The organism is Schaalia turicensis ACS-279-V-Col4 (assembly GCF_000296505.1).
Classification (GTDB): domain Bacteria; phylum Actinomycetota; class Actinomycetes; order Actinomycetales; family Actinomycetaceae; genus Pauljensenia; species Pauljensenia turicensis_A.
On record NZ_JH815211.1, the window covers coordinates 24123 to 45865 of the forward strand.

Below are 21743 nucleotides of genomic sequence, written 5' to 3' on the forward strand. Positions count from 1 at the left end.
GCTGTGAAATGGACTGGCGGAGTAAGGCTGCCTGCTTGAGTGTTGACCCCGAACTGTTTTTCCCGATCGGAAATACAGGTCCGGCAATTGCTCAGGCCGCGGAAGCCAAAGCCGTGTGCCACAGCTGCTCAGTCGAAGCGACCTGTCTGCAGTGGGCAATCGAAAACAACCAGGATTCTGGTGTGTGGGGTGGCTTGAGCGAAGAGGAACGTCGTTCGCTCAAGCGTCGTGCAGCACGTGCACGACGCGCATCCTGATTTAAACGTTCAGCGTGTGGGGGTCCCTCTTGAGAGCCGACCCCCACACGCTTTTAACGCCCCTTACCTACTAGGCACACATCCGTTCGGAATCAGACCTCATCCAAGTGAATCTTCAAGGTGACAACCGTTCCACCTTCGGGGCGCAACGACCAGTCAATCGAACCATTCAGGTCACCACGCACCATCTGCTTGACAATTTGAGTTCCCAGACCACTCATCGGGGTTCCCGGTTCAAAACCGACGCCGTCATCAGCGACCTTGACCGTCATCGTTTCACCCTCGCGTTGAACGGACACGACAATCGTTCCATCACGTTCTGCCAGACCGTGTTCAACAGAGTTTGTGACCAGTTCGTTCAAAACGGTTGCTAGAGCTTGAGCTTGATCAGCGGCAATAACCCCGAAGGAACCGTCGGTAATAACTTCCACGCTTCGATCAGTAACAGCGACCGCACCCGCAAGACGCAGAACCGAGCGCGCGACCTCGTCAAAGTCAACAGTTTCATCGACGTTCTGAGATAGGGCCGCGTGGACCGTTGCGATTGCCTGAACTCGACGTTCTGCCTCCGCGAGCGCATCCTTGACATCTTGGCGTTCCGAGCGACGCGATTGCAGTCGAAGCAGAGCCGAAACGGTCTGCAGATTGTTCTTCACGCGGTGGTGGATCTCGCGGATCGTCGCATCTTTCGTCATGAGTTCCTGTTCACGACGTCGAACTTCAGAGATGTCGCGCGTCAGAATGACGGCTCCAAGACGCGTACGGCCTTCCGTGAGGGGGAGAGCGCGCATCGTAATGGTGGAAGCATGGCTTGAGATTTCGGTTCGCCACGAGGCACGTCCCATGACGACAACCGCCATGGATTCTTCGATCATGGATTCGTCGGCGATCACATTGGTGATCTCTTGGGCAAGGATCTTGCCTCGCACTGCGTTGCGGATACCGAGGCGTCGCAAACACGAGGTGGCGTTCGGCGTTGTTTCGAGGACCTTGCCGTCGGGGTCGATCAGGATGACACCATCGAGGACACGCGGGACGCCACGAGCAGTCACCGCGGGGGTCGTGTCATAGGGATATTCACCGCGCGAGATCATCTGGCAGAGGTTGTCTGAGACCTGGGCTGCCCACGAGTCAAAGCCTAGGGAGAATCGCGGTGAAGAAAGGTTGGATTCGCGGGTGACAACTGCGATGACGCGCCCATCGTGAAGGACGGGGATGCAGGTTTCCATCATCGAGTAGGTGCCTGCCCAGCGTGCAGCCGGGGATTTAACGACTTGTCCGGTTGCGATCGCGCGACGGAATTCGATTTCGCGCGCTACGGGTAGGTGGAGGCCGATGATGTCATCGATGTGAACGGTTGTTGATGTTGCCGGTCGAGAGTGGGCAACTGCGATGAAACGTTCATCGTCGGTGGGAAGCCAGAGAACCAGGTCTGCTGCGCTCAAGTCTGCAAGGACTTGCCAGTCTGCGAGGAGCAGGTGGAGCCACTCAATGTCCTTCTCGGTCAGGGCATCGCTCGAGGCTACCTCTGCCAGTTGTGTCAGGCTTCTCATAGGATTGATAGTAGCCGTTGGAAAACGTGAAGAGATGAGTGCCCATGGAGTTTTCAAAGTCGTTGACGTATCCGGTGCCCCTTGCCGACTTTCAAGCAATGAGCGTTGACCCCGATTTTGTCCGTGGGCGTTTCGCGCATTTTTGTCAGGATCTTCAGGTTGAACACTTCGCCTCGGGCGTTCGAGCTCACGGCAGTGTTGATCCTGGTGTTCTGCCAGCTCAAGTGCGTCAGATGATTCGCGGAGAGTTGCGCCTTGCGTTGAGTGAAGAGTTTGTTCACGAGGCCGCGCTCACTGCCTCGACGCAGCTCTCATTTGAGGGCGCGCCCGTCACAGTCACTATGACCTCGCATTTTTCTGGGTCGAGCGAAACGCTTCGCCAGGTTGAAGGTGAAGTGAAAGTGGCAATTCCCTTCTTTGGCGCTCGCATTGAAAGTGAAGTGTTGAAGCACGTCGATGAGATTCTCGATGAAGAGCTGAAGCTCGCTTCCGCCTGGCTTCAGCGCGGAAGTAGCGAAGTCTGACCTGCCTCGTCAACTGGGAAGGTAAAAACGCGACGAAAACGGATTTATTCCACTTTTTCTCGTGATATCTTCATCGCCTTCTCAACGCGCACGGATGCGAATAATCGGTGAGAATAATGGCATGAGTGAAACACAAGAGACCCCTGTTTTGTCCCCCGCCCTCTACTTGCAGCGTGAAGGCATCCGCCAGTACTCGGCGACTAATCCTCGTGGCGCCCAAGTTCTGGTTGGTGAGGGCCCCTGCCGTTTCTCTCCCGGTGAACTTCTGAAAATTGCGGTCGCAGGCTGTAACGCAATGTCGTCCGACAAGCGTCTGACCGATCGCCTTGGCGAAGACTTTGAGCAGGTCGTGGCTGTCTCCGCGCAGTACCTCGAAGGCGAAGATCGCTTCACCCACTTTGATGTGGAACTGATCCAGGACCTCTCAAGCGTGGATGAGGAAGAGCGCGAGAAGATGATTCGTCGCGCATCGGGCGCCATCGAGCGTAACTGCACCATCGGTCACACCGTGACCAAGGGTGCCACCTATGAAAAGACCTTCACGAACGAATCCCTTTCAGAGGACTGACATGTCTGTGCGTCACCGGGCAGTCGATGTGTGGCAGCGCGCGCTTGATGTGCCCTATGCGTCGACTGCCCGTAGTGCGCAAAAACTGCGCGATACTCACCCGGGAGCGACCCCCAACGAACTGGTTGAGATTGCCAACCAGCGTTTCAAAGCGCGCGTGAAACGTGAGTCTGGGGCTGCCGGGGCTTTCTCAGCGTGGCCCGGAATTGGCACTGCGCTCAGCCTTGGTGCCTCCGGTCTGCAATTCGGCACGTTCCTGACTGAAGCCGCACACCACTGCATGGTCGTCGCGCACCTGTACGGGATTGACGTGAAGGATCCCGCGAAGCGTAACGCGCTGGTATTGGCTGCAATTACGGGGCAAGAAGGGGCTGAAGCAATCACGGCAACCGTCGGTATTCAGGCAGCATCGTGGTTCGCGTCTTCCTTTGTTGACATTCGTTCTCAGGCAGCGACCCAGTTCAATCAGATGATGGTCAAGTGGGCGAAGCGTAAGCTTGCAAAACACGCTGCACTGTCTTCTGTCGGACGTTTAGTCCCCTTCGGAATCGGCGCGGTCGTCGGATGGAAGGCCGGCGCAGCATTGGCGAATAAGACGATCGAGGGGCTGGAGATTGCGCTGGGAACGCCTCCCGCTGATTTCTCGCACACTCGCATTATTGATGTTTCATTGAATGGCGATGCACAAAAGTCTGATGCTTTCGCTCACCTGGCACTGCCGATGGATGATAAGGCAAGCGTCCTCGACTGACTTCACCATCATTTTTGGCTGATCTACCCATGGTGTCGTCGCCTGTGCGACAGTACGCACGCGATAATAAGGACAAGCAGCTGGCCTGCGCACTTTCCGTTGCACGTTAAAAGACAGACAATAGGAAGCAACAAGATATGGTGATGACCTTTAAGGAGACAACTGACTGTGACTATTGATCGTCAGTATGAGGATCTGCTTGCGCGGATTATGGAAGAGGGAACTCTCAAAGGGGATCGCACCGGTACAGGCACGCGTTCCCTGTTTGGTGGCCAGCTTCGCTACGACCTGTCCAGGGGATTCCCGCTGATCACGACGAAGCGCGTTCATCTGAAGTCGGTTGTCGGCGAGCTTCTCTGGTTCCTTTCCGGCGATTCGAACGTGCACTGGCTTCAGGAAAACGGCATCCGTATTTGGAACGAATGGGCGGATGAGAACGGCGATCTCGGCCCGGTCTACGGAATGCAGTGGCGCAAATGGGGCACCGCTCAGGGCCAGACGATCGATCAGATTTCTTCGGTTCTTGAAACGTTGAAGACAAACCCCGATTCCAGGCGCATGATCGTGTCCGCATGGAACGTGGGCGAACTAGAGAAGATGGCGCTGGAACCCTGCCACGCATTCTTCCAGCTCTACGTTGCCGACGGTCGCCTGTCCCTGCAGCTCTACCAGCGCAGCGCCGACATGTTCCTCGGTGTCCCGTTTAATATCGCGTCCTATTCGCTTCTCACTCACATGTTTGCTCAGCAGGCAGGCCTTGAGGTGGGCGAATTCATCTGGACCGGCGGCGACTGTCATATCTACTCCAACCACGTGGAACAGGTGACTGAACAGCTGTCGCGCACCCCTTACGAGTTCCCGACTTTGAAGCTGAATAAGGCTCCGTCAATGTTCGACTACACCTTCGATGACGTGATCGTTGAAGGCTACGAACACCATCCGACGATTAAGGCTCCGGTGGCAGTGTGACAACCGTTGCTTCGATCTGGGCGCAGGACAAGAATGGCGTTCTTGGAACTGGAACGTCAATGGTGTGGCACGTGCCCGCAGACTTCGCACATTTCAAGGCTTCCACGTTGGGATGCCCGATCATCATGGGACGTCGTTCCTTCGAGGCATTGGGCGCTCCCCTGCCGGGACGAACCAACATTGTGATTACGCGTTCACACCTGTACGAGGCCGACGGCATCGACTTGGTGTATTCCATCGAGGCTGCCTTAAAGCACGCGCAGGACAAGGCTGAAGCAGACGAGGCTCCCTACATTTGGATCACCGGTGGAGCACATCTGTATGCCCAGACGATGGATCTGGTAGATGAACTGGTTGTCACCGACCTTGACCTTGATATTGAGGCCTCGAATCCTGATACTCCGCTGGTTCATGCGCCAGCAATTGACCCGACCGTGTGGGCCGTTGACCCTCAGCGCTCCGATTCTGAATGGAACGACAAGTCTGGCGACGCCCGCTGGAAGGTTACGACCTACGTTCGACGCTAGAACCAGAAGAAGAGATTGAAAACGTGGTGGTAGCCTCGTCAACTAAAAAACCCAGAGCCTCGTCGGTGCTTGCCCACCCGACACTGCGCGCGCTACTTGCGATCGCCCTGTTTACGTACACGGCGCAGAACATGATCAACGTGTCGATCGCGCCTCTGGCGAGGGCGATGAGTATTCCGGAATGGATCGTCGGCGCCGCGGTATCGCTGGCAGCAGTTGCGGTTGCGATGCTCAGCCAGTTCTGGGGTCGTCGCTCGATCGCGTGGGGACGCAGGCGAGTTCTGCTGACCGCCCTCTTCCTCGCATTCATTGCGGGCACGTTGTTCTCCGGCGTCGTCGCTCTGCGCGCAGCCGGTATCGCCGGCACGGTTTTGACTGCCTCGATCATTCTGCTGGCACGAGGCCCCTTCTTCGGCTCCGCAGTCGCAGCGATTCCGCCGACCGGACAAGCTCTCATTGCTGAGAACACTCCTGACGAAGCGTCGCGTGTGCGTGGTATGTCAGCGTTCTCTGGAGCAATCAACCTATCGATCATGATCGGCTCCCTGATTTCGTCGGCGCTTGGCACGTGGTGGATTTACGCGCCCGTGCACGCCACGCCGTGGTTCATCGCGATCGCGCTGATCATCGCGCTTGTTGCAGTGCCAAAGGATGCGCCTGCCACCAAGGACCCGGACGAGGAGACCCCCGGAACCCGTGGTGCTTCCCCCTCGCGTGAAGTGGAATGACTCGCGCATCCTGCCGTGGATTACCGGCATCTTCGGTATTTTCTTTGCCAGTGGCGTCGTTCAGATCACGATGGGCTTCATTGTTCAGGATCGCCTGCATCTTGACCCAGCGCACGCGGTCTCCATGACGGCATTGATGCTACTGGCGAATGCTGCCGGCGCGATGCTCATGCAGCTCCTCGTCGTCCCACGGCTGTCTCTTCCGCCGGTTATTCTGCTACGCACCGGCATGACCTTGGGCTTTATCGCGCTAGCGACACTGACGTTTGCGTCCCACGGACCGATCATCACAGTCGCCACCTTCGTGCTCGGCGCGTCCAGCGGTCTGGCAAGCCCAGGCTTTAGCGCGGGTGCCTCGCTGGCAGTCAGCGACGAAGAACAGGGGGGCGTTGCTGGCATCATCAACGCGACCGGCGCCGTCACCTGGATTTTTGCTCCGGTGAGTGCAACTGCACTCTACGGATGGCACCCGATTGTTCCTTTCGTCCTAGCCCTGGCTCTCGTCGCACTTTCTGTCAGTTTTGCATGGTTCCACTCGCGTCTTCGGGTAGCACAAACCCATTAGGTTCGCCTAACCTGAAGCGGTACGTTTCTTCAAAGGAGAACAACCCACATGACAACAACGCGCACTGAATCTGACTCAATGGGCACCGTCGAGGTCGCCACCGACCGCTACTGGGGCGCCCAGACCGAGCGTTCCCTGCACAACTTCGACATCGGCCGTAACACTTTCGTGTGGGGCCGTCCCATGATCCATGCTCTGGGTGTCCTGAAGAAGTCTGCTGCACTGGCCAATGCTGAGCTCGGCGAACTCCCCCAGGAGATCGCTGACCTGATCGCCAAGGCCGGCGACGAAGTCATCGAAGGCAAGCTCGACGATCACTTCCCACTGGTTGTTTTCCAGACCGGTTCTGGTACGCAGTCGAACATGAACTCCAACGAGGTCATCTCCAACCGCGCCATCGAACTCGCCGGTGGCGAGATGGGCACCAAGACCCCCGTTCACCCGAATGACCACGTGAACCGTGGTCAGTCCTCGAACGACACCTTCCCCACCGCCATGCACATCGCAGTCGTCTGCGAATTGCAGGCCATGTACCCGCGCGTCATGCAGCTGCGCGATACCCTGGCCAAGAAGGCTGAAGACTTCACAGACATCGTCATGGTCGGTCGCACCCATCTGCAGGACGCCACCCCGATCACCCTTGGTCAGGTCATTTCCGGTTGGGTTGCTCAGATTGATTTCGCCCTCGACGGCATCCGCTACGCAGATTCACGTGCACGCGAGCTCGCCATCGGTGGCACTGCGGTCGGCACCGGCCTGAATGCCCACCCGGCATTCGGCAAGCTCTGCGCCACGAAGATTTCCGAGGAAACCGGCATTGAGTTCAAGCAGGCAGACAACCTGTTCGCAGCCCTTGGCGCACACGACGCACTGGTCCTGGTCTCCGGTGCCCTGCGCGTCCTGGCTGATGCCCTGATGAAGATCGCCAACGATGTCCGCTGGTACGCTTCTGGCCCGCGTAACGGCATCGGTGAACTGATCATTCCCGAGAACGAGCCCGGTTCGTCCATCATGCCCGGCAAGGTCAACCCGACCCAGTGTGAGGCCATGACCATGGTCGCCGTTCAGGTCTTCGGCAATGACGCAACCGTCGGTTTCGCTGGCTCGCAGGGCAACTTCCAGCTGAACGTTTTTAAGCCGGTTATGGCATGGAACGTTCTGGAGTCCATCCGCCTGCTCGGCGATGCGTGCGTTTCCTTCGACACGAACTGCGCATACGGCATCGAACCGAATGACGAGAAGATCCAGCACAACTTGGACATCAACCTCATGCAGGTGACCGCCCTCAACCGCCACATCGGCTACGACAAGGCGTCGAAGATTGCGAAGAATGCTCACCACAAGGGCCTGTCGCTACGCGAGTCTGCCTTGGAGCTCGGCTTTGTCACCGACGCTGAGTTCGATGCCTGGGTTGTTCCGGTTGACATGACGCACCCGAGCGCTGCCGGCGAGTGAGCCTGGCATTGGCGGCCTCTGACCTGCTCGGCCAGACGTCGACACCAGCGACGTTCAGCCAGTGGGTGTAGTTCTCGTTTCTGATTGACGAGGCCGCAACCACGGTCGCGAAGGGGCCGGTGGGATTTGAATCCCACCGGCCCCTTGCCATTCTCTGCGCGGAGGTGAACAGGACTTTCTCCTCTCACAAGGAGGCGATATCGCAGCCATAAGATGAGTTGTGATCGAAGAGGCTCCATGTTGTTCACTCGCCGTTTCGCTTCCGTTTTGAGCGTCGGACTTACTGGTGCACTACTCGCTGGTTGTTCTTCAGCTTTGACCAGCGAATCAGATGGAGCTTCAACGACTTCGCAGTCTTCGGCCAGCGCCTCTCAAGCAACTGAGGTCGGCATGGTGATCGATGTGCGTACTCCCGATGAATACGCTGACGGCCACATCAAGGGTGCGACCAATATCGATTTCAACTCCGACGCTTTCGCCAATGACATTACGAAGCTTGATAAGAACGGCACCTACACTCTGCACTGCCATTCCGGCAACCGTGCGGGTCAGGCACTGAAGCTGATGCAAGAAGCCGGCTTCACGAACGTCATGAATGCTGGTGGCTTTCAAGATGCGTCCAAGAATCTGGGCATCGAGCTGGTCACCGAGTAGTCAAACGCGTCCCCCAACCAATGCGTAAAGGCAATCGCGGGGAGGTTCAGATGGTTCAGTTGGGCATCAGAATCGACAAAGAATGAGCCGAGGCTGTGGACAGCCGAGCCTTCCCGAGAGCACAAGATAGCTATTTCTGGCGTCGTTTAAAGATTCCGGCTTTACGCAGAGTATTGAGCATGACCACGATCAGGAAGATCGTGAAGAGAATGTTGCCAGTTTCGGGTGAAATCCAGCCTGCGACGAATGTGCCTGCGGGTGCACTGAATGCTGCGGAGATGCCGACGATGATACCGGCTTTGAGGTCGACGATACCGTGTTTTGCGTTTGTCCAGGTTCCAGAGATGGCGGTGGGGATCATGACGAGTAGTGAGGTTCCGCGGGCAAGGAGGTCGCCGAGGCCGACGACAAGTTCCATGCCAGGGACAAGGACTGATCCACCACCGATGCCGACGAGTCCGGCGAGGATTCCGGAGAGGACGCCGACGAAGATGAGTCCTATTCCGCGTGGTATATCGAGGGTGAGTCCGGCGTCGCGTACGGGGATGTTGATTTGCTGAGAAACAATCACAAAGAGTGCGAAGACGACGATGATCCAGGGGAGGATTCGGTCTGGTAGTTTGCGTAGGAGCCAGACGCCGATTTGGGCACCGACAAGTGCGCCGACGATGAGGATGATTGCTGCGCTCCAGGAGACGTTGCTACTGAGGGCGTATGAGGTTGTGCCCGTGAGCGCGGTGAATATGAGGGCAAGCAATGAAGTTGCTGAGGCACGACGTTGATCCATCCCGAGGACGGACATGAGTGCTGGAACGATAACGAGTCCACCGCCGACGCCGAAGAGGCCGGCGAGGAAGCCGGCAAGTAGCCCGGTGAGGATGACAAGGAGTGTGCGAGAGAAGTGTCCTGCTGGTTGGTCTTTCGCTGGTTGTAGTGTTTGAGTCATAAGGCGTCGCAGTCCTTTGCTGTGTTGCTTGGGTGAGCGTAGATGAGTGTCAGATTATCGATGACGATTCCGTGGTTAGCGCATGCGCCACTGACTGCGGGTTCGGCTTCTGCGAGGCGTTGGACCTTGGTTGTGTATCCGTCGGCGATGGAACAATAATGCTCCATCCGCCTGTTGAGCGGGTGAAGTATGCGGTGATGTTCACGGTTGTTTTCTCTCTGACCATTCCACGATTAACGATAGAGGGAACCATGTACAAACTGAAGGCCGAATATAAAAAGGTCGGAACCTCGATTGAGGTCCCGACCTTACTTGGTAGCGGGGACAGGATTTGAACCTGCGACCTCCGGGGTCTGAACTGTTTCACAGTGAAATAGCGCGGTAGAGCCAAGTATTCGTTGGAATCATGCGGTAAGTGCGCCGATTAGGTTACCGCTTGATACTGCTCGATATGGGGTATTCACGATGAAACATAGGGAATAAGGTAGGGACTCCCTACCTTTCCTCGCGCCGTGCCCGTGCGGCCTCGTAGAGGCTCGTGAGGTCGGATAGATCGCTGTAGGCCTGCGCGTTGACATCGAGCGAGTGCCCGAGTGTTCGAGCACGCAATAGCACGTCAACGTCTGTCCGATACAGGGTATTGAGGGTTGTCCGCCAGACGTGCGTTCGGTGCGTTTCCAGCAGGGGCACGTCACACGCTCGGGCAATCTCTAGGTAGAAGCCCTTGAGGACCTTTTGAGCATTGAATCTGTCCCACTCGGTGTCGGGATTCAACGGCGCACCGACAACATATTGCCCGCCGATCTCATCCTTTCGTCGAAGCAGGTGCTCGTACACCGCAGGCTCGACGAGAGCCGCAACACGCGGGTTGCCCGTCTTCGCATTCTCAGCCCTGATGAGACACGCAGGGCGACCGTTGCCGTCTTCAATGACATCGGACCACAGAAGCGTCCTCGCTTCGCTAACGCGTAACCCCGTGGCCATTTGAAGCAGCGTGAGGTCGATACAGTTTCGGTGAACAGCTACACGATCTTCGAGTGTGTACCTGCCCCGCTTCGGTGGGTCCACGCCTTCGGCAGGGTCCACTGTTAGGAGGTGCGTGAGTACGCGGTCGTATTCGGCACTGGTGAGCGCGCGCCCACCTTCGGGTCTCTCGCGTTTCTTTACGTTCCCGAGGTCGATCCGGGCACCAGCGAGGGGGTTGTATTCGATTACGTCGTCTTTGATGAGTTCTTCGAAGAAGTATCGGCTGGCAACGCCTTTTGCGTGACGGCCACTTTCCGATCCATGCTCGGCGGCGATCTTCTTCAAGAGTTCTTCGATGGTGCGGCGTCGCGTTACCGAGGCGATCGAGTACCCCTTGAACGCCTCATCGAGGTAGGCAAGGACGGTCTTGTAGCGATTCTTTGAGTTCTTCGAGAGTTTTGAGGAGTCAGTGACGATGGGTTTGGAGACCTTCTCCAGGTACTCGGTTGCCAGTGATGAGGGCTTCCAGTTACCACCTGTTCCGCCCTGAGCCAGCAGTTCGGCCGCCTTGGTGTGTGCCCTTGCTCGCGCTTCGCCTTTCGTCGAGCCTGTCGTGTCACGCGAGAGGAGGCGTCCGTCATGGAGGCGGATTTTCCATTGGATGCGGTATTTCCCGTTCGGTAGACGAACAGGAGTCACTGAGTCGATTGTGTTGGTTCCTGAGGGTATTTGAACTCTAGGCATACCTTGATTATACCTAGGGACTGGCAACTGTGGTTCAATTTAACACTGATGTGTTGCCAAAGTTAGGTATGATGTGGTATTACTTTGGTAGACGATAGGGATGTCGAAAAACCTAGTAGGCGTGGCCTCCGTTGCCACAAAAACGAGCGATGCAACACCCGTTGCAACCGAGGGGTCCCACTCGGGTCGCCTAGATGCTTCATGTCTAGGAGACCTCAATGTCTACCCCTACTACTACTTCTACCCTCGTCACCCCCGCTGCCCTCACTGCTGAGGAAGCTGCCACTTATCTCGGCCTGTCACGGCAAACGCTCGCTAACTGGCGAGTTCGTGGTCTGGGGCCTGCGTATTCGCGTCTTGGAGGCGTTGGTCGTCCGCGCATCGTGTACCTCGTTGAGGACCTCGATGCGTTCCTTCGGGCTACTCGTGTCGAGACGACGGGAGGCCAGCGATGACTTCCCCGACCATCACCACCTTCTCCCCCACGAGGGAGGGGCCTTCGGCCCCGACGCTTGCCCCCGAAGGGGGCACGCCCTCGTGTGAAAACGACTGTCTTTCGACGGCGGAGTGGAACGAAAAACAGGGGTTTGAGGGCATTTCAGAGCAACCAAAAAACCCGGTCGTTTTAGTCGTTCCGGGTTCTTCGGCCCCTACTTTTCCCTGTAATTCCAACGATAATGCGCGGGACACTGGGCTTGTGTCCCGCGCAGTCGGTTCAGTCGTTTTTGGGAGTGAAACGACCAAAAACGACTGGAACGACTACTCTGAATCCACACCCGAGGCACTGCGGTTCCTCGGTCTCGTCGGTACCGATGAGGATCCCTATCGAGACGGGGGGCCGTGGGCTTACGCGAATGAGCCAGGGGGTCGTGTTTTTATGATTACGCAGAACCTGAGCCATCCGTCCACAGGCCAGACCCTTATCACCACGGAGCAGGTGGGAAAGGCGCTCGCGAAGAAGGGTGTGAAGCGTTTCGCCTGGATTCTGCACGACAAGGATGTGTACACGTCTGCCGAGGTCGCAAAGAACTCCGCCCTCGTCCAGGGGTCACCTAAAGCCCCGCATGTCCACGTTGTGATCCAACGCAGTTCTTTTGCGTCAATTGCTCAGGTCGCCCGTGCGTTTGGAGTGCCACCGCAGTGTGTGGAGCCAAAGCCCCCGTCGGCGTTTCTCGACCTTGTTGAATACCTCACCCACGAGAACCCCAAGCAGCAGGCAGCAGGCAAGCATCTTTATGACGACTCGGAGGTTCACGCCTCGAAGGGTTGGGACTGGCGTACCGATCTGGAGGAGCACAAGATAGCCCGCCAGGAGAAGGGTCTGGGCAAGGCGCTTCAGCGTCGTCGCAAGGAGGCCGCTCTCAAGGTTGCCGGTGGTGAGTGGAGCCTCGATCACGTGCGTAAGCACGACCTTGAACTCTGGTCAGCGCCGGGGGTGATGAGCCACCTCAAGGGCCTGCGGGCCGACTATCTGGCCAGTTTGGCCCCTCCCCTGGAGGTCGTGAACTTTTATGTTTTTGGGCCTGGTGGTGTAGGCAAAGACCTCCTCGCTCATGCCCTCGCTCGGTCCCTCAACCCGACGGCGGAGAAGCCCTACTTCACCGTGGGCGGGTCGAACGTTTCATTTGAAGACTACGACGGCGAGGAGGTCATCATCTGGTCGGATTTTCGAGCTTCGACCATGCTTGACGCTTGTCGTCGAGACCGGGGTCTGTTGTTCCGGGTCCTGGGTCCGTACCGCGACGCCTCGGAGAAGGTCATCGTCAACGTCAAGGGTTCTCACACACAGTTGGTTAACCGGGTCAACATCGTCACCGGGCCTGACGATTACAAGACGTTTCTCAACGGCCTTGCTGGGGAATACGCCTACACAAACAGGATGGGGGTCAAGGTCGTCCAGACCTCGGAGAACAAGGATCAGGCATACCGCCGTTTTCCCCTCATCATCCCGGTGCAGGAGGGTGAGTTCTCGATCTACGTGAACCTCGGCTTTCTCAACGGCACCCGCGAGTACGACCAGTACGAACGCCATGAGCGGCTACGCCACAACCTCGAACTCTTGAACCGCCGCTGCCAGGCGATCACCGATGCCGCCGAACGGGAGTCCGCGATTCGCCAGATCGAGGCGCGCACCGTCGCGCCGATCCTGGAACAACGCGCCCGGCTAACCGGCTCGGACGACGAGTCCGTGAGTGTCGACGACATCTTGAGTGAGTTCGCAACTGCCGGACAAAAGATCATTGAGCCGGAGCCCACGCCAGAGGAGATTGAGGCGGGCGAACGAGCCGAGGCAAACGCCCGGACGTGGGCTGTTGCTCATCAGGCACTAGACATCATCGAGGCCGACCGGAGGGCCGCCGAGTACAAGGCTGCTGAGGAGCGGCGCAAGGCCAATGAGCTGGCCCGGGAGCAGCGCGAGCGGGAGATGCTCGCGGCGAAGAAGGCCGAGCTCGCGGCCGCCGGACAACTCGACCTCATCCCGAAGGTGGGGATTGAGTATATCGACGGCAAACCACGGGCAACACTTCCTCGTCCAAAGAACCAGTGGGACCTCTAGCCGTTCCACAATCAGACCACCAACCAACCCAACGAAAGGAACAAAATCATGACCAAGACATCAGCCGAGATCGAGAAGGAATTGGAGCAGGCGAACACCCGCGCCCGGACGCTCCGCAATCAACTCAAGCGTGCACGCGCGGATGAATTGCTTTCCGCAAAACAGGCCCTCGGAGAGGCCGTTGCAACCCTCGTTTTTGCGGAAACGACAGAGGCGATTCAGGCCGTCATCCGTACCCTGGATGACCCGGTAATCGCCGATGAACTGCGTCGTGTTTTCGATGCGAACAGCACCGAAAACGACGTTCCCGAGGAGCACGAGAACGAGTCCCGGTGGGGCTCGGACGAGGGCGACGATCAGCCGGGAACCGATGTGCCACCGGCACAGTGGTGACCGGCCTCTGGTACCACCCGGAAAGACCGAGCGAGCGAGGTATTGAAGGGTGGTACCGCCCCTGCGGAGCAGCCCCCGGACACTGGAGCGAAGCGTAAGTGTCTTAGGGGGTTAATACACAGGTGTAAACACGGGGAGCGAAAGCGAGGGTCCCGTGGTTACAGCTGTGTGACCCGTGGGGCAAATCTTTGGGCAGGGAGCAACGCGACCGGGGACCCGAAGATTTGGCACACGGATGCGGTGGAGGCGCGAGAAGGGGCAAGCGACCGCAGGGAGCAGGGGTCCCCGCTCGCACCGCCAACGCGACGACAAACGAGAGAACAACATGAACGAGTGAGGCGAAGAAAATGAGCGACGCAACAGGACGCACCGGCTTTCGGGTCACGCACACGAAACCCGTTGGGGAACGGCGCGCGATTGTCCATGAAATGATGCGCGAGCTCGACCCAAAGGCGGTCGAGTATTGGGCACGTGAGAACACGAATATCGTCGTTGAAGATGAGGTTCTTGACCGCGCGTTCGTCAACGACGGCACGGGCAAGTTTGTTCGAGCAACCTCGATGCAGCAGGTACTCGATTACGGGCAATCGAGGGTGGATCGTTTGAGTTCACCGTTGCGTGAGGACAAGCCGGACAAGAAGGGCAAGATGCGGGGCGGCACGGTGACGACTTCGATGTTCGTCGCTCACCTTCCGAAGAGCATGTGTCGGGAGGTTCCCGACTTCTATGGTAAGGGCCGTTCCCGTTGGATCGCACGCGATCGCGACGAAGCCCAGCGCTACTTTACGGACGTTGTGCGTTTCCTCGGAAACAACGTCGTCCCCGGCGGGTTCGGCGCGATCCTCGGGTTCGACATTCAGCATTCGGAGACGACGCCACACATCCAGCTTCTCGCGGACACGTTCGCCGATGACCCAAAGCATGAAGGCAACCTGCGTCCTGAGTGGTCGCGCGCGTATGCTGCGCACCGTGACGTGCGCGGTGAGGACGGGAAAATGGTCACAGGGCGCGAGAAACTTGAGCGCTATCAAGATGATCTCAAGGCGTACATGGTCGAACGCGGTTGGCCGGTCGAGCGTGAGGTCGATGCTCTCCGACACGACAAGACTGCGACGAAGGCGACGTACGGCGCATTGAGGGACGAACGTCGTGATCTCGACGAGAAGCGCGAGCAACTCAAGGCCGATCGTGAGGAGTTGATCCGCGACGGTGAGGACCTTGAGCGTGAAGAGTACCGGGTCAGTCTCGCTCGCAAACAGGTCGAGAAAGACCGCGCAACTGCTCGCGATGAAGGCCGACACGAGGGCTACGAGCAAGGTCATGAGGAGGGTCTCGCCCAGGGTCGGGCTGAGGTCCAGCGCCTCCAGCAGGCCGCACGCGAGCAGGCCCTCAGGGCGCAGACTGCGGCGCAGGAGGCAGAGCAACACCTCGTCTCTGTCAAGACCGCCCGCCCCCTCTCGGGGGAACAGGCTCGCAGGTTCTTCGCTGATGGTGTCGAGTTGTTCGCTAGTTCCCTGGTCAAGGAGATCAACGATCCCGCCGTGAAGGCGCTCATTGAGGCCAAGCGGCAGGTGTATCTCACCTTTGCGAAGTCTTCCGGCTTCGGTGAGCAGATGAAGTCGATGACGACTTACAAGGATCCGGTGCGCGAGCGTGATCTCAAGCGTCATGAGCACCGTCAACGGAGAGTCGAGCATAACGTTCGCGATGTTGTTGCGAACCTTGCTCCGAGCGACGGGCAGGACACCGAGCGCGAGGGCGACGGCTACAGCCTGTGAGCCCGGCGAAAAGATGACCCCCTAGCCACCTGGCTAGGGGGTCTCTCACATCACAGGTCGAGAAACACGTACACACCCCCGTTAGGGGCATCACACACGGTGTACGAGTGCAGTTGATCGCACTCGTAGAGGTCCCAATCAAAATACCTCACCGCCTCCTCAGGCCAGTCGCGCTGCATGTACTTGATCTCCTCAGCGAGGTACTCGCCAAACGAGGACCAGTAGCCTTGATAGGCGTCCTCGAAGCGCCCCGGCTCTGCCATGCCACTATCAATCCAGAGTTCGAGCGCTTCCTGTATGTTTTCGTTCATATCGACCTCCGAGTAGGTGGAGGCCATCTCGGGCTGGGCACTCGGAAAAGCCCGCACATGGACGAGACGACCTCCAGAGCCTCACTCGGGACGCGACAGCGGCCTGGGATGAAACATAGGGAATAAGGTAGGGAATCGGCCTCGTCAGAACAAAACAAAGCCCGGTATCTCAGCGACTTTTCGTTGAGATACCGGGCTTTTCTCGTAGCGGGGGCCAGATTTGAACTGACGACCTCCGGGTTATGAGCCCGGCGAGCTACCGAACTGCTCCACCCCGCGTCGGTAGTTACTACCCTAGCGTGCTCGCGACAGAGCTTCAAACGGAGGGCGGTGAGCTTCGTCTCGTAGAAGCTCACCGCCCGGGTTTCGTCAAGGATAGGGCTGAGTGCGCGGGGGAAGATCAGCCGTTTGACTGCGTTGCGTCAGCGCCCGGAGAGCCGAGGGGCGAACCGGATTGTGGCGTATCGGTGGAGCCGGATGTGACGCCAGTGGACTGTCCAAGTTCTTCTTGTGCGGCAAGGGCTCGCGCCAATGCGTCATTGAGCTTCTTCTGGGATTCGCCGTACGCACTCCAATCTCCGCTACTCAAGGCTGTTTGGCCGGCTTGCATGGCCGCTGAGGCGTCGGTCAGTGCTTGATTCAAGCGCTGTTGAGCAGTTTGGGTGACGGTGTTTGAAGTATCGTCACCTTCTGCGGTTTCTCCACCTGCGTTGTTCGCGACTGTCGCGGCCGAGTCACCGCCGAAGGTCTGATCCAAGGATTCTTCTAGAGTCGGCGCGAAACCGACCTGATTACCGAAGGCAGTCAGGACTGAACGCAGAACCGGGTAGGACGCTGAGCCGGTGCCCTGGACGTAGACAGGCTGGACGTAAAGCAGACCGCCACCAACGGGCAGAGTCAAGAGATTGCCTCGAATAACCTGCGAATCCGCTTGATTCAACAAGTTGAGCTGGCGCGCGATAGTCTCATTCGAGTCGTATGCGTTCTGCACCTGGCCTGGGCCGGGCACGGTAGTCGATGACGGCAAGGCTAGCAACCGGAGCTTTCCATACCCATCGCGGATCTTTCCGGCCTCGTTCCCTGTCTCTGAGTCGACGGCGAGGAAGCCTGCCATTGCTTCACGTTTGGATTCACCACCGGGAACAAACACGGAGGTCAGTGAGAACTCCGCGGTTTCCTGGGTCGGCATCTGCATTGTCAGGTAATAGGCAGGCTGAGCCGTCACTCCGGAAGAAACTCCGCCCGACTGCGATGCGTTCGAGGATGCGGACACTGCGGTTGATGTTTCTTCGGCGAGGCGCCAACGGTCACCACCGGCGTAAAAGTCGGATGCATTGGTGACGTGGTAGCTGGTAAGAAGCTCACGCTGGACCTTAAACATGTCCTCCGGGTAGCGCATGTGACTCATCAAGTCACCGCTGATTCCACTCAGGGGTTCGACACGATCCGGGTAGATCTTCATCCACGTCGAGAGGATCGGGTCTTCCTGATCCCACTGGTAGAGGTGAACGGACCCGTCGTATGCGTCAACGACAGCCTTCACTGAGTTGCGCATGTAGTTAATCGTCTCTGCGCGCACATATTCGCCAACCTGCGAGGATCGGGAGTCAACGGTTGAGCTGGACAGGGACTGGTGTTGCGAGTAGGGGTAGGAGTCTGTTGTCGTGTAGGCATCAACAATCCACACCAGGCGCTTCTCGGTTGACGGGTCCCCATCCATGTCGACGACAGCCGGGTAGGCTTCCTGTTCCAAAGTCAGGAACGGGGCAACCTTTGCGACGCGGTCCAACGGATCACGGTTGTAGAGGATCTGCGAAGCAGAGTTGGTCTGAGACGAGAAGAAGATGTCGGTGGAACCAAACTTGATCGAGTAGAGGAGCTTGTTCCAAACGTTGCCGACGCTTGGGCCACCGTCGCCAGTGAAGGTTGTGGCAACCTGACCGCCTTGGACGTTGTCATCCGGGTAGTCGAGTTCTTGCGGATCGCTCCCTTCCGGAGCACCGACGATCGAGTAATAGGGGGCGTTCGGGGAGAAGTAAACGCGTTCTTCGTAGTCCCCCATTTCGCCGACTGAGGGCACCGACTGCTCCCAGTATGAGGGCAGGCCATCAGAGTTCAGTGAATTACCGTAGGCGGCGACAACACCGTAGCCGTGCGTATATACGGTGTGCGTATTCACCCAGGTCTGTTGTTCCGCAGACAAACCGGCGAGGTTCATTTCGCGCACTGCGATGACCGTGTCTCGACGCTCATCACCGACCGTGTAACGGTCCACGGACATTCCCGAATCGAAACCGTAGTAGGGACGCGACTGTTGCAGTTGCTGGACGGTCTTCGTGATCACCTGCGGGTCAAGCAGACGAATCTGCGACGTTGATTCAGAGTCTTCGCGCAGCTGTCCGGGCTGAGCGCTGGTTGCGGCGTCATAGTTGGTGTATTCCAGATCATCGAGGCCGTATGCTGCGAGGGTGGCATCAATGTTGTGCTGAATGTATTCAGATTCCAGGGCTCGTTCGTTCGGGGTGACGCGGAACTGCTGGATGAGCGCGGGGTACGCGCCACCAATGATGACGCCAGAAATCACGGTCACGGCGACACCGATCGTGGGCAGACGCCAGGAGCCCCTGAACGCTGCGACAAGGAAAAGCAGAGCTATCAGGAACGAGATAACGGCCAGGATCGAATGAGCTGGAAGCGTTGCGTGAATGTCGGAGTAGAGGGCGCCATCAATATTGGCGCCGTCTTGAGTAAGCAGGTCATAGCGGCCGAGCCAATAGTTCGCTCCAATGAAGAAAGAAACCAGTGCAGCGAAGACTCCCGTCTGTAGACGAGCGGGCTTTGACGCGTGAGGACGCGGAAGCAGGCGAACGGTGCCGTACACGTAGGAGACAACGAATGCTGCAATCAAGCAGAGGATCGAGATTTTCAGCAGGAATCCGACGACTAGGTTCAGCATCGGCATTGTGAAGACGAAGAAGGCGATATCGAAACCAAACTGAGGATCCGTCTTCCCGAAGGGCGTCTGATTCACGAATTGCAGAACCGTCTGCCAATCATTCGCGAGATTGGCACCGTTCGTGAAACCGAGGAACAGCGCGACCGCCCAGAACGCGATACGACGAACCGGGTCCAGTGCCTTCTGGTATTCGCGAAGGGTTGCGGACGCTTGACCTCGCGTGGAGGCTTCGCGGTGCTTATACGCGTAGTTGAGCGACCAGAGAATCAGGCCGGCCGCGACAAGGAAACCAAAGACGAAGAGGCCGGCGTGAGCAATCCATTGGGTCAGCACGATACGCACTGAATGCATCTGGCGGAACCAGAGGATCTCGGTCCATACGACTGAGGCCGCATAGATGATCGCGCCAATTCCAACCAGAATCAGCAGCGTCAGAGTCATTGGGCCCAAACGCGGACGGTCAGTGTTGTTCCCTCCCCTCTGTGGCTTCATTGACTGAGGTTCGGGCATGGGAAAGGCGCTCACAGCGTCACTCCTCTACGTTGATTATCGTGCCCTCATCCTACCCGCGGTGCGCGTGAGAGTGCGCGACGAGGCTCCTGTTGGAACGCTAGCCTTGACTGGCATTCATCAGAACTCACAATTCGGTGACACCTTTGCGTGTTTGACGTGAGAACATACATTCCATGACTATCGAAGAACCTCAGATGCCGAGCGCGCGTCAGATTGCACTTGCGAATGTTGTTGTCGACATTGAACGTAGCGCTGCACGAATCGGTTGGGATCATGCCCCCTCGCTCTATGCGCTTGTCCACACGTCCCAGCTTCTTGCCCAGCCGGACTTGCCCGAGGATATTGCTCAGCAGATCCGCAAGGGGTGGGATGGGAGCGAAGAACACCTGTCTGCCGTGATTCAGGAAGATCTTCGGGAAGACGACCTCGAAGAGGTGCTCGGACATCTTGGCTGGCCAGAGCAGGTTGCTGGTGCTGCGATTACGGTTGAGCGTCTTGTCGTACCCCCGGAGGTTGAAGATCAGGCTCCCGAAGATCCCGAAGAAGCCATCCAGTTCATTTCGAACCACCCGTCACGCGCGGATGTTCGTCTTGCTGTTGGCGCGCTTCGCACCGGCGAATCCTGGTGTGCTCTGCGCACGAAAGCATTCGACTCCGACGACAAGGTTGGTCAGGGAACAAACCTTATTCCGAACCTCGTCGACGCTCTTCTCGCATCACTCGAACCGGACGTCGACTGACGGCTATTTCCAAACATCACTCGCAGGTCGGCAGGGTATCCCCCTGGCCGGCCGCGATTGTTTCTACGGCACTTCTGGCTTCTGACAGGGTCGAGACAGAGACGACACTGAGGCCTTCGGGGACGTTTCCGACAACTTCATCGCAGTTCGAAGAGGGGGCAAGGAACCACGAAGCCCCGTCGCGCTTGGCTCCCCACATCTTCTGCACGATGCCACCGATCGCACCCACTTCACCGTCGTAGGACACAGTCCCTGTTCCGGCAATGCTCTCAGTTCCTGCGAGGGCACCAGGGGTCATGCGGTCGATAATTCCAAGCGCAAACATCATGCCTGCGCTGGGACCGCCCACGTCTTTCAGATTGAACTGAATATCAAGCGGAAACGTGGCTTCAACAGACAGGTAAACGCCTAGGCGGGAGCCTTGCTGTCCTTCGGGAGCGGCCACCGTCGTGATCGGAATATCGACCTGTTCCCCGTTGCGTTCAACGGTCAATGTCAGTGTTGTGCCAGCGGGGATAGTCTTGACCAGCGCAAAAACAGTTGAGGCTCGATCAATCGGATGGACGACTCCTTGGGCATCAGTGAGTGACACAAGCAAGTCACCCGATTGAACGCTACCCTCTGCGTTTGTTCCTTTGACCGCTTGGACGACACGCACTGATGCGGGCACGTCCCAGCCAAGCGATTCCAGAGCCGCAACTTCCGCGGTCGACTGCGAATTCGACATCATCGCTGATTGGGCTTGGTCAACCTCTTCTTGGCTGACATCTGAGGGATATGCCTCTTCGTAGGGAACAAGGACGGACTTCGAATCGAAGTAGCCCATGATCAGCTCAGCAAGATTCAAACGGGCGCTCGGCCCACCTCGTTGAGACACTGTCACCATCCGAAGCTGTCCGACACCGTCCTCACTTTCCGTCGAAGGTTCAACAGCGACGGACTGTCCCGAATCAGGGTCGGTGCCGGAGATTGTGATCAGGTCGGTGCCTCGATATGACCCAACGACGTTGAACGTCGGTCCCGGCGATTCCAGCACATACGGCATTGGTAGAGCGAATAGTGCGACTCCTAGAATCACGCCACCGGCGACCGCGGCGATGGTGGGACGACTCGGCACCCATTTCTTTACCCGCTGGCTGGGGGTGTCGTCCGTGTTTTCTGACCGCACCGTGGCGTCTTCAAGCTCGCCGGTTAGGAGGCTGTGATCCTGCTGTTCATCAATACTCACCGGATCATTGTCGCCCATGGTTTGCCCCGAGGGCACGCTGGGATGCCTATTTCAGTGTTT

22 protein-coding genes and 1 tRNA gene are annotated in these 21743 nt (G+C 57.9%); 16 read left to right on the top strand and 7 right to left on the bottom strand.

Translation table 11 applies throughout. From position 1 onward, the window contains the following. The first annotated feature begins 8 nt into the window (after positions 1-8). Positions 9-257 (top strand): WhiB family transcriptional regulator, encoded by a 249-nt coding sequence (locus HMPREF9241_RS08175; RefSeq protein WP_006681815.1) that lies wholly within the window; start codon positions 9-11, stop codon positions 255-257. 92 nt (positions 258-349) lie between these two features. On the opposite strand, the gene HMPREF9241_RS08180 is transcribed toward HMPREF9241_RS08175, so the two are convergent. Continuing rightward, positions 350-1810 (bottom strand): sensor histidine kinase, encoded by a 1461-nt coding sequence (locus HMPREF9241_RS08180; RefSeq protein ID WP_006681816.1) that lies wholly within the window; start codon positions 1808-1810, stop codon positions 350-352. A 44-nt stretch (positions 1811-1854) separates the two neighbouring features. Between HMPREF9241_RS08180 and HMPREF9241_RS08185 the strand changes: the two genes are divergently transcribed. The 9 genes from HMPREF9241_RS08185 (at position 1855) to HMPREF9241_RS08220 (ending at position 8551) form a co-directional block, all read left to right on the top strand. Continuing rightward, positions 1855-2334, top strand: coding sequence for a DUF2505 domain-containing protein (locus HMPREF9241_RS08185; RefSeq protein ID WP_006681817.1), 480 nt, complete (start codon positions 1855-1857; stop codon positions 2332-2334). Between the two features lie 121 nt (positions 2335-2455). Further along, complete coding sequence (locus HMPREF9241_RS08190; protein ID WP_006681818.1) at positions 2456-2902, top strand: OsmC family protein; 447 nt, start codon at positions 2456-2458, stop codon at positions 2900-2902. A gap of 1 nt (position 2903) precedes the next feature. Beyond that, positions 2904-3653 (top strand): hypothetical protein, encoded by a 750-nt coding sequence (locus HMPREF9241_RS08195; RefSeq protein WP_006681819.1) that lies wholly within the window; start codon positions 2904-2906, stop codon positions 3651-3653. Positions 3654-3863: 210 nt separating this feature from the next. Then, positions 3864-4622: a thymidylate synthase gene (locus tag HMPREF9241_RS08200; protein ID WP_050998836.1), complete on the top strand. Its 759-nt coding sequence runs from the start codon at positions 3864-3866 to the stop codon at positions 4620-4622. Beyond that, the gene (locus tag HMPREF9241_RS08205) at positions 4619-5149 is read left to right on the top strand and encodes a dihydrofolate reductase (protein WP_006681821.1); all 531 of its coding nucleotides are present in this window, start codon (positions 4619-4621) and stop codon (positions 5147-5149) included. The genes HMPREF9241_RS08200 and HMPREF9241_RS08205 overlap by 4 nt, the downstream gene beginning before the upstream one ends. After that, a complete protein-coding gene (locus tag HMPREF9241_RS09725) occupies positions 5092-5877 on the top strand; it encodes an MFS transporter (protein ID WP_006681822.1) in 786 nt (261 codons plus the stop codon). The genes HMPREF9241_RS08205 and HMPREF9241_RS09725 overlap by 58 nt, the downstream gene beginning before the upstream one ends. Next, the gene (locus HMPREF9241_RS09730; protein WP_006681823.1) at positions 5846-6442 is read left to right on the top strand and encodes an MFS transporter; all 597 of its coding nucleotides are present in this window, start codon (positions 5846-5848) and stop codon (positions 6440-6442) included. The genes HMPREF9241_RS09725 and HMPREF9241_RS09730 overlap by 32 nt, the downstream gene beginning before the upstream one ends. A gap of 48 nt (positions 6443-6490) precedes the next feature. Further along, positions 6491-7897, top strand: a complete 1407-nt coding sequence (gene fumC / locus HMPREF9241_RS08215) for a class II fumarate hydratase (RefSeq protein ID WP_006681824.1) — start codon at positions 6491-6493, stop codon at positions 7895-7897. A gap of 237 nt (positions 7898-8134) precedes the next feature. Then, entirely contained in the window at positions 8135-8551 is a 417-nt protein-coding gene (locus tag HMPREF9241_RS08220) for a rhodanese-like domain-containing protein (RefSeq protein ID WP_050998834.1), read from the top strand. Positions 8552-8681: 130 nt separating this feature from the next. Here the strand turns inward: HMPREF9241_RS08220 and HMPREF9241_RS08225 are convergent, their stop codons facing one another. Continuing rightward, positions 8682-9497 carry a sulfite exporter TauE/SafE family protein gene (locus HMPREF9241_RS08225; RefSeq protein WP_006681826.1) on the bottom strand — a complete coding sequence of 272 codons (816 nt, stop codon included), beginning with the start codon at positions 9495-9497 and terminating at the stop codon, positions 8682-8684. 32 nt (positions 9498-9529) lie between these two features. On the opposite strand from HMPREF9241_RS08225, the gene HMPREF9241_RS08230 reads away from it, so the two are divergent. After that, positions 9530-9832, top strand: coding sequence for a hypothetical protein (locus HMPREF9241_RS08230; RefSeq protein ID WP_040318744.1), 303 nt, complete (start codon positions 9530-9532; stop codon positions 9830-9832). Between the two features lie 160 nt (positions 9833-9992). Here HMPREF9241_RS08230 and HMPREF9241_RS08235 read toward each other — a convergent pair whose 3' ends face one another. Beyond that, the gene (locus tag HMPREF9241_RS08235; RefSeq protein ID WP_040318745.1) at positions 9993-11162 is read right to left on the bottom strand and encodes a tyrosine-type recombinase/integrase; all 1170 of its coding nucleotides are present in this window, start codon (positions 11160-11162) and stop codon (positions 9993-9995) included. A gap of 263 nt (positions 11163-11425) precedes the next feature. Here HMPREF9241_RS08235 and HMPREF9241_RS08240 point away from each other — a divergent pair, with 263 nt between their 5' ends. The 4 genes from HMPREF9241_RS08240 to HMPREF9241_RS08255 all read left to right on the top strand — a co-directional run bounded on the left by HMPREF9241_RS08240 (position 11426) and on the right by HMPREF9241_RS08255 (position 15935). Beyond that, positions 11426-11662, top strand: coding sequence for a helix-turn-helix transcriptional regulator (locus tag HMPREF9241_RS08240; RefSeq protein ID WP_006681829.1), 237 nt, complete (start codon positions 11426-11428; stop codon positions 11660-11662). A gap of 422 nt (positions 11663-12084) precedes the next feature. Next, positions 12085-13764: a Rep family protein gene (locus tag HMPREF9241_RS08245; protein ID WP_165544439.1), complete on the top strand. Its 1680-nt coding sequence runs from the start codon at positions 12085-12087 to the stop codon at positions 13762-13764. Between the two features lie 48 nt (positions 13765-13812). Continuing rightward, positions 13813-14157 (top strand): hypothetical protein, encoded by a 345-nt coding sequence (locus tag HMPREF9241_RS08250; protein ID WP_006681831.1) that lies wholly within the window; start codon positions 13813-13815, stop codon positions 14155-14157. A gap of 347 nt (positions 14158-14504) precedes the next feature. Further along, positions 14505-15935 carry a hypothetical protein gene (locus HMPREF9241_RS08255; protein ID WP_006681832.1) on the top strand — a complete coding sequence of 477 codons (1431 nt, stop codon included), beginning with the start codon at positions 14505-14507 and terminating at the stop codon, positions 15933-15935. A gap of 50 nt (positions 15936-15985) precedes the next feature. Here HMPREF9241_RS08255 and HMPREF9241_RS08820 read toward each other — a convergent pair whose 3' ends face one another. From HMPREF9241_RS08820 to HMPREF9241_RS08270, 3 genes are all read right to left on the bottom strand, one after another. Then, complete coding sequence (locus HMPREF9241_RS08820; protein ID WP_131367671.1) at positions 15986-16273, bottom strand: antirestriction protein ArdA; 288 nt, start codon at positions 16271-16273, stop codon at positions 15986-15988. Positions 16274-16451: 178 nt separating this feature from the next. Further along, positions 16452-16525, bottom strand: a tRNA-Met gene (locus tag HMPREF9241_RS08265). Positions 16526-16646: 121 nt separating this feature from the next. Further along, a complete protein-coding gene (locus HMPREF9241_RS08270; protein ID WP_050998837.1) occupies positions 16647-19694 on the bottom strand; it encodes a UPF0182 family protein in 3048 nt (1015 codons plus the stop codon). A 194-nt stretch (positions 19695-19888) separates the two neighbouring features. Here HMPREF9241_RS08270 and HMPREF9241_RS08275 point away from each other — a divergent pair, with 194 nt between their 5' ends. Beyond that, positions 19889-20455: a PPA1309 family protein gene (locus HMPREF9241_RS08275; RefSeq protein WP_006681835.1), complete on the top strand. Its 567-nt coding sequence runs from the start codon at positions 19889-19891 to the stop codon at positions 20453-20455. A gap of 16 nt (positions 20456-20471) precedes the next feature. Here the strand turns inward: HMPREF9241_RS08275 and HMPREF9241_RS08280 are convergent, their stop codons facing one another. Then, complete coding sequence (locus tag HMPREF9241_RS08280) at positions 20472-21683, bottom strand: YlbL family protein (protein ID WP_243440797.1); 1212 nt, start codon at positions 21681-21683, stop codon at positions 20472-20474. Positions 21684-21743: the final 60 nt, after the last annotated feature.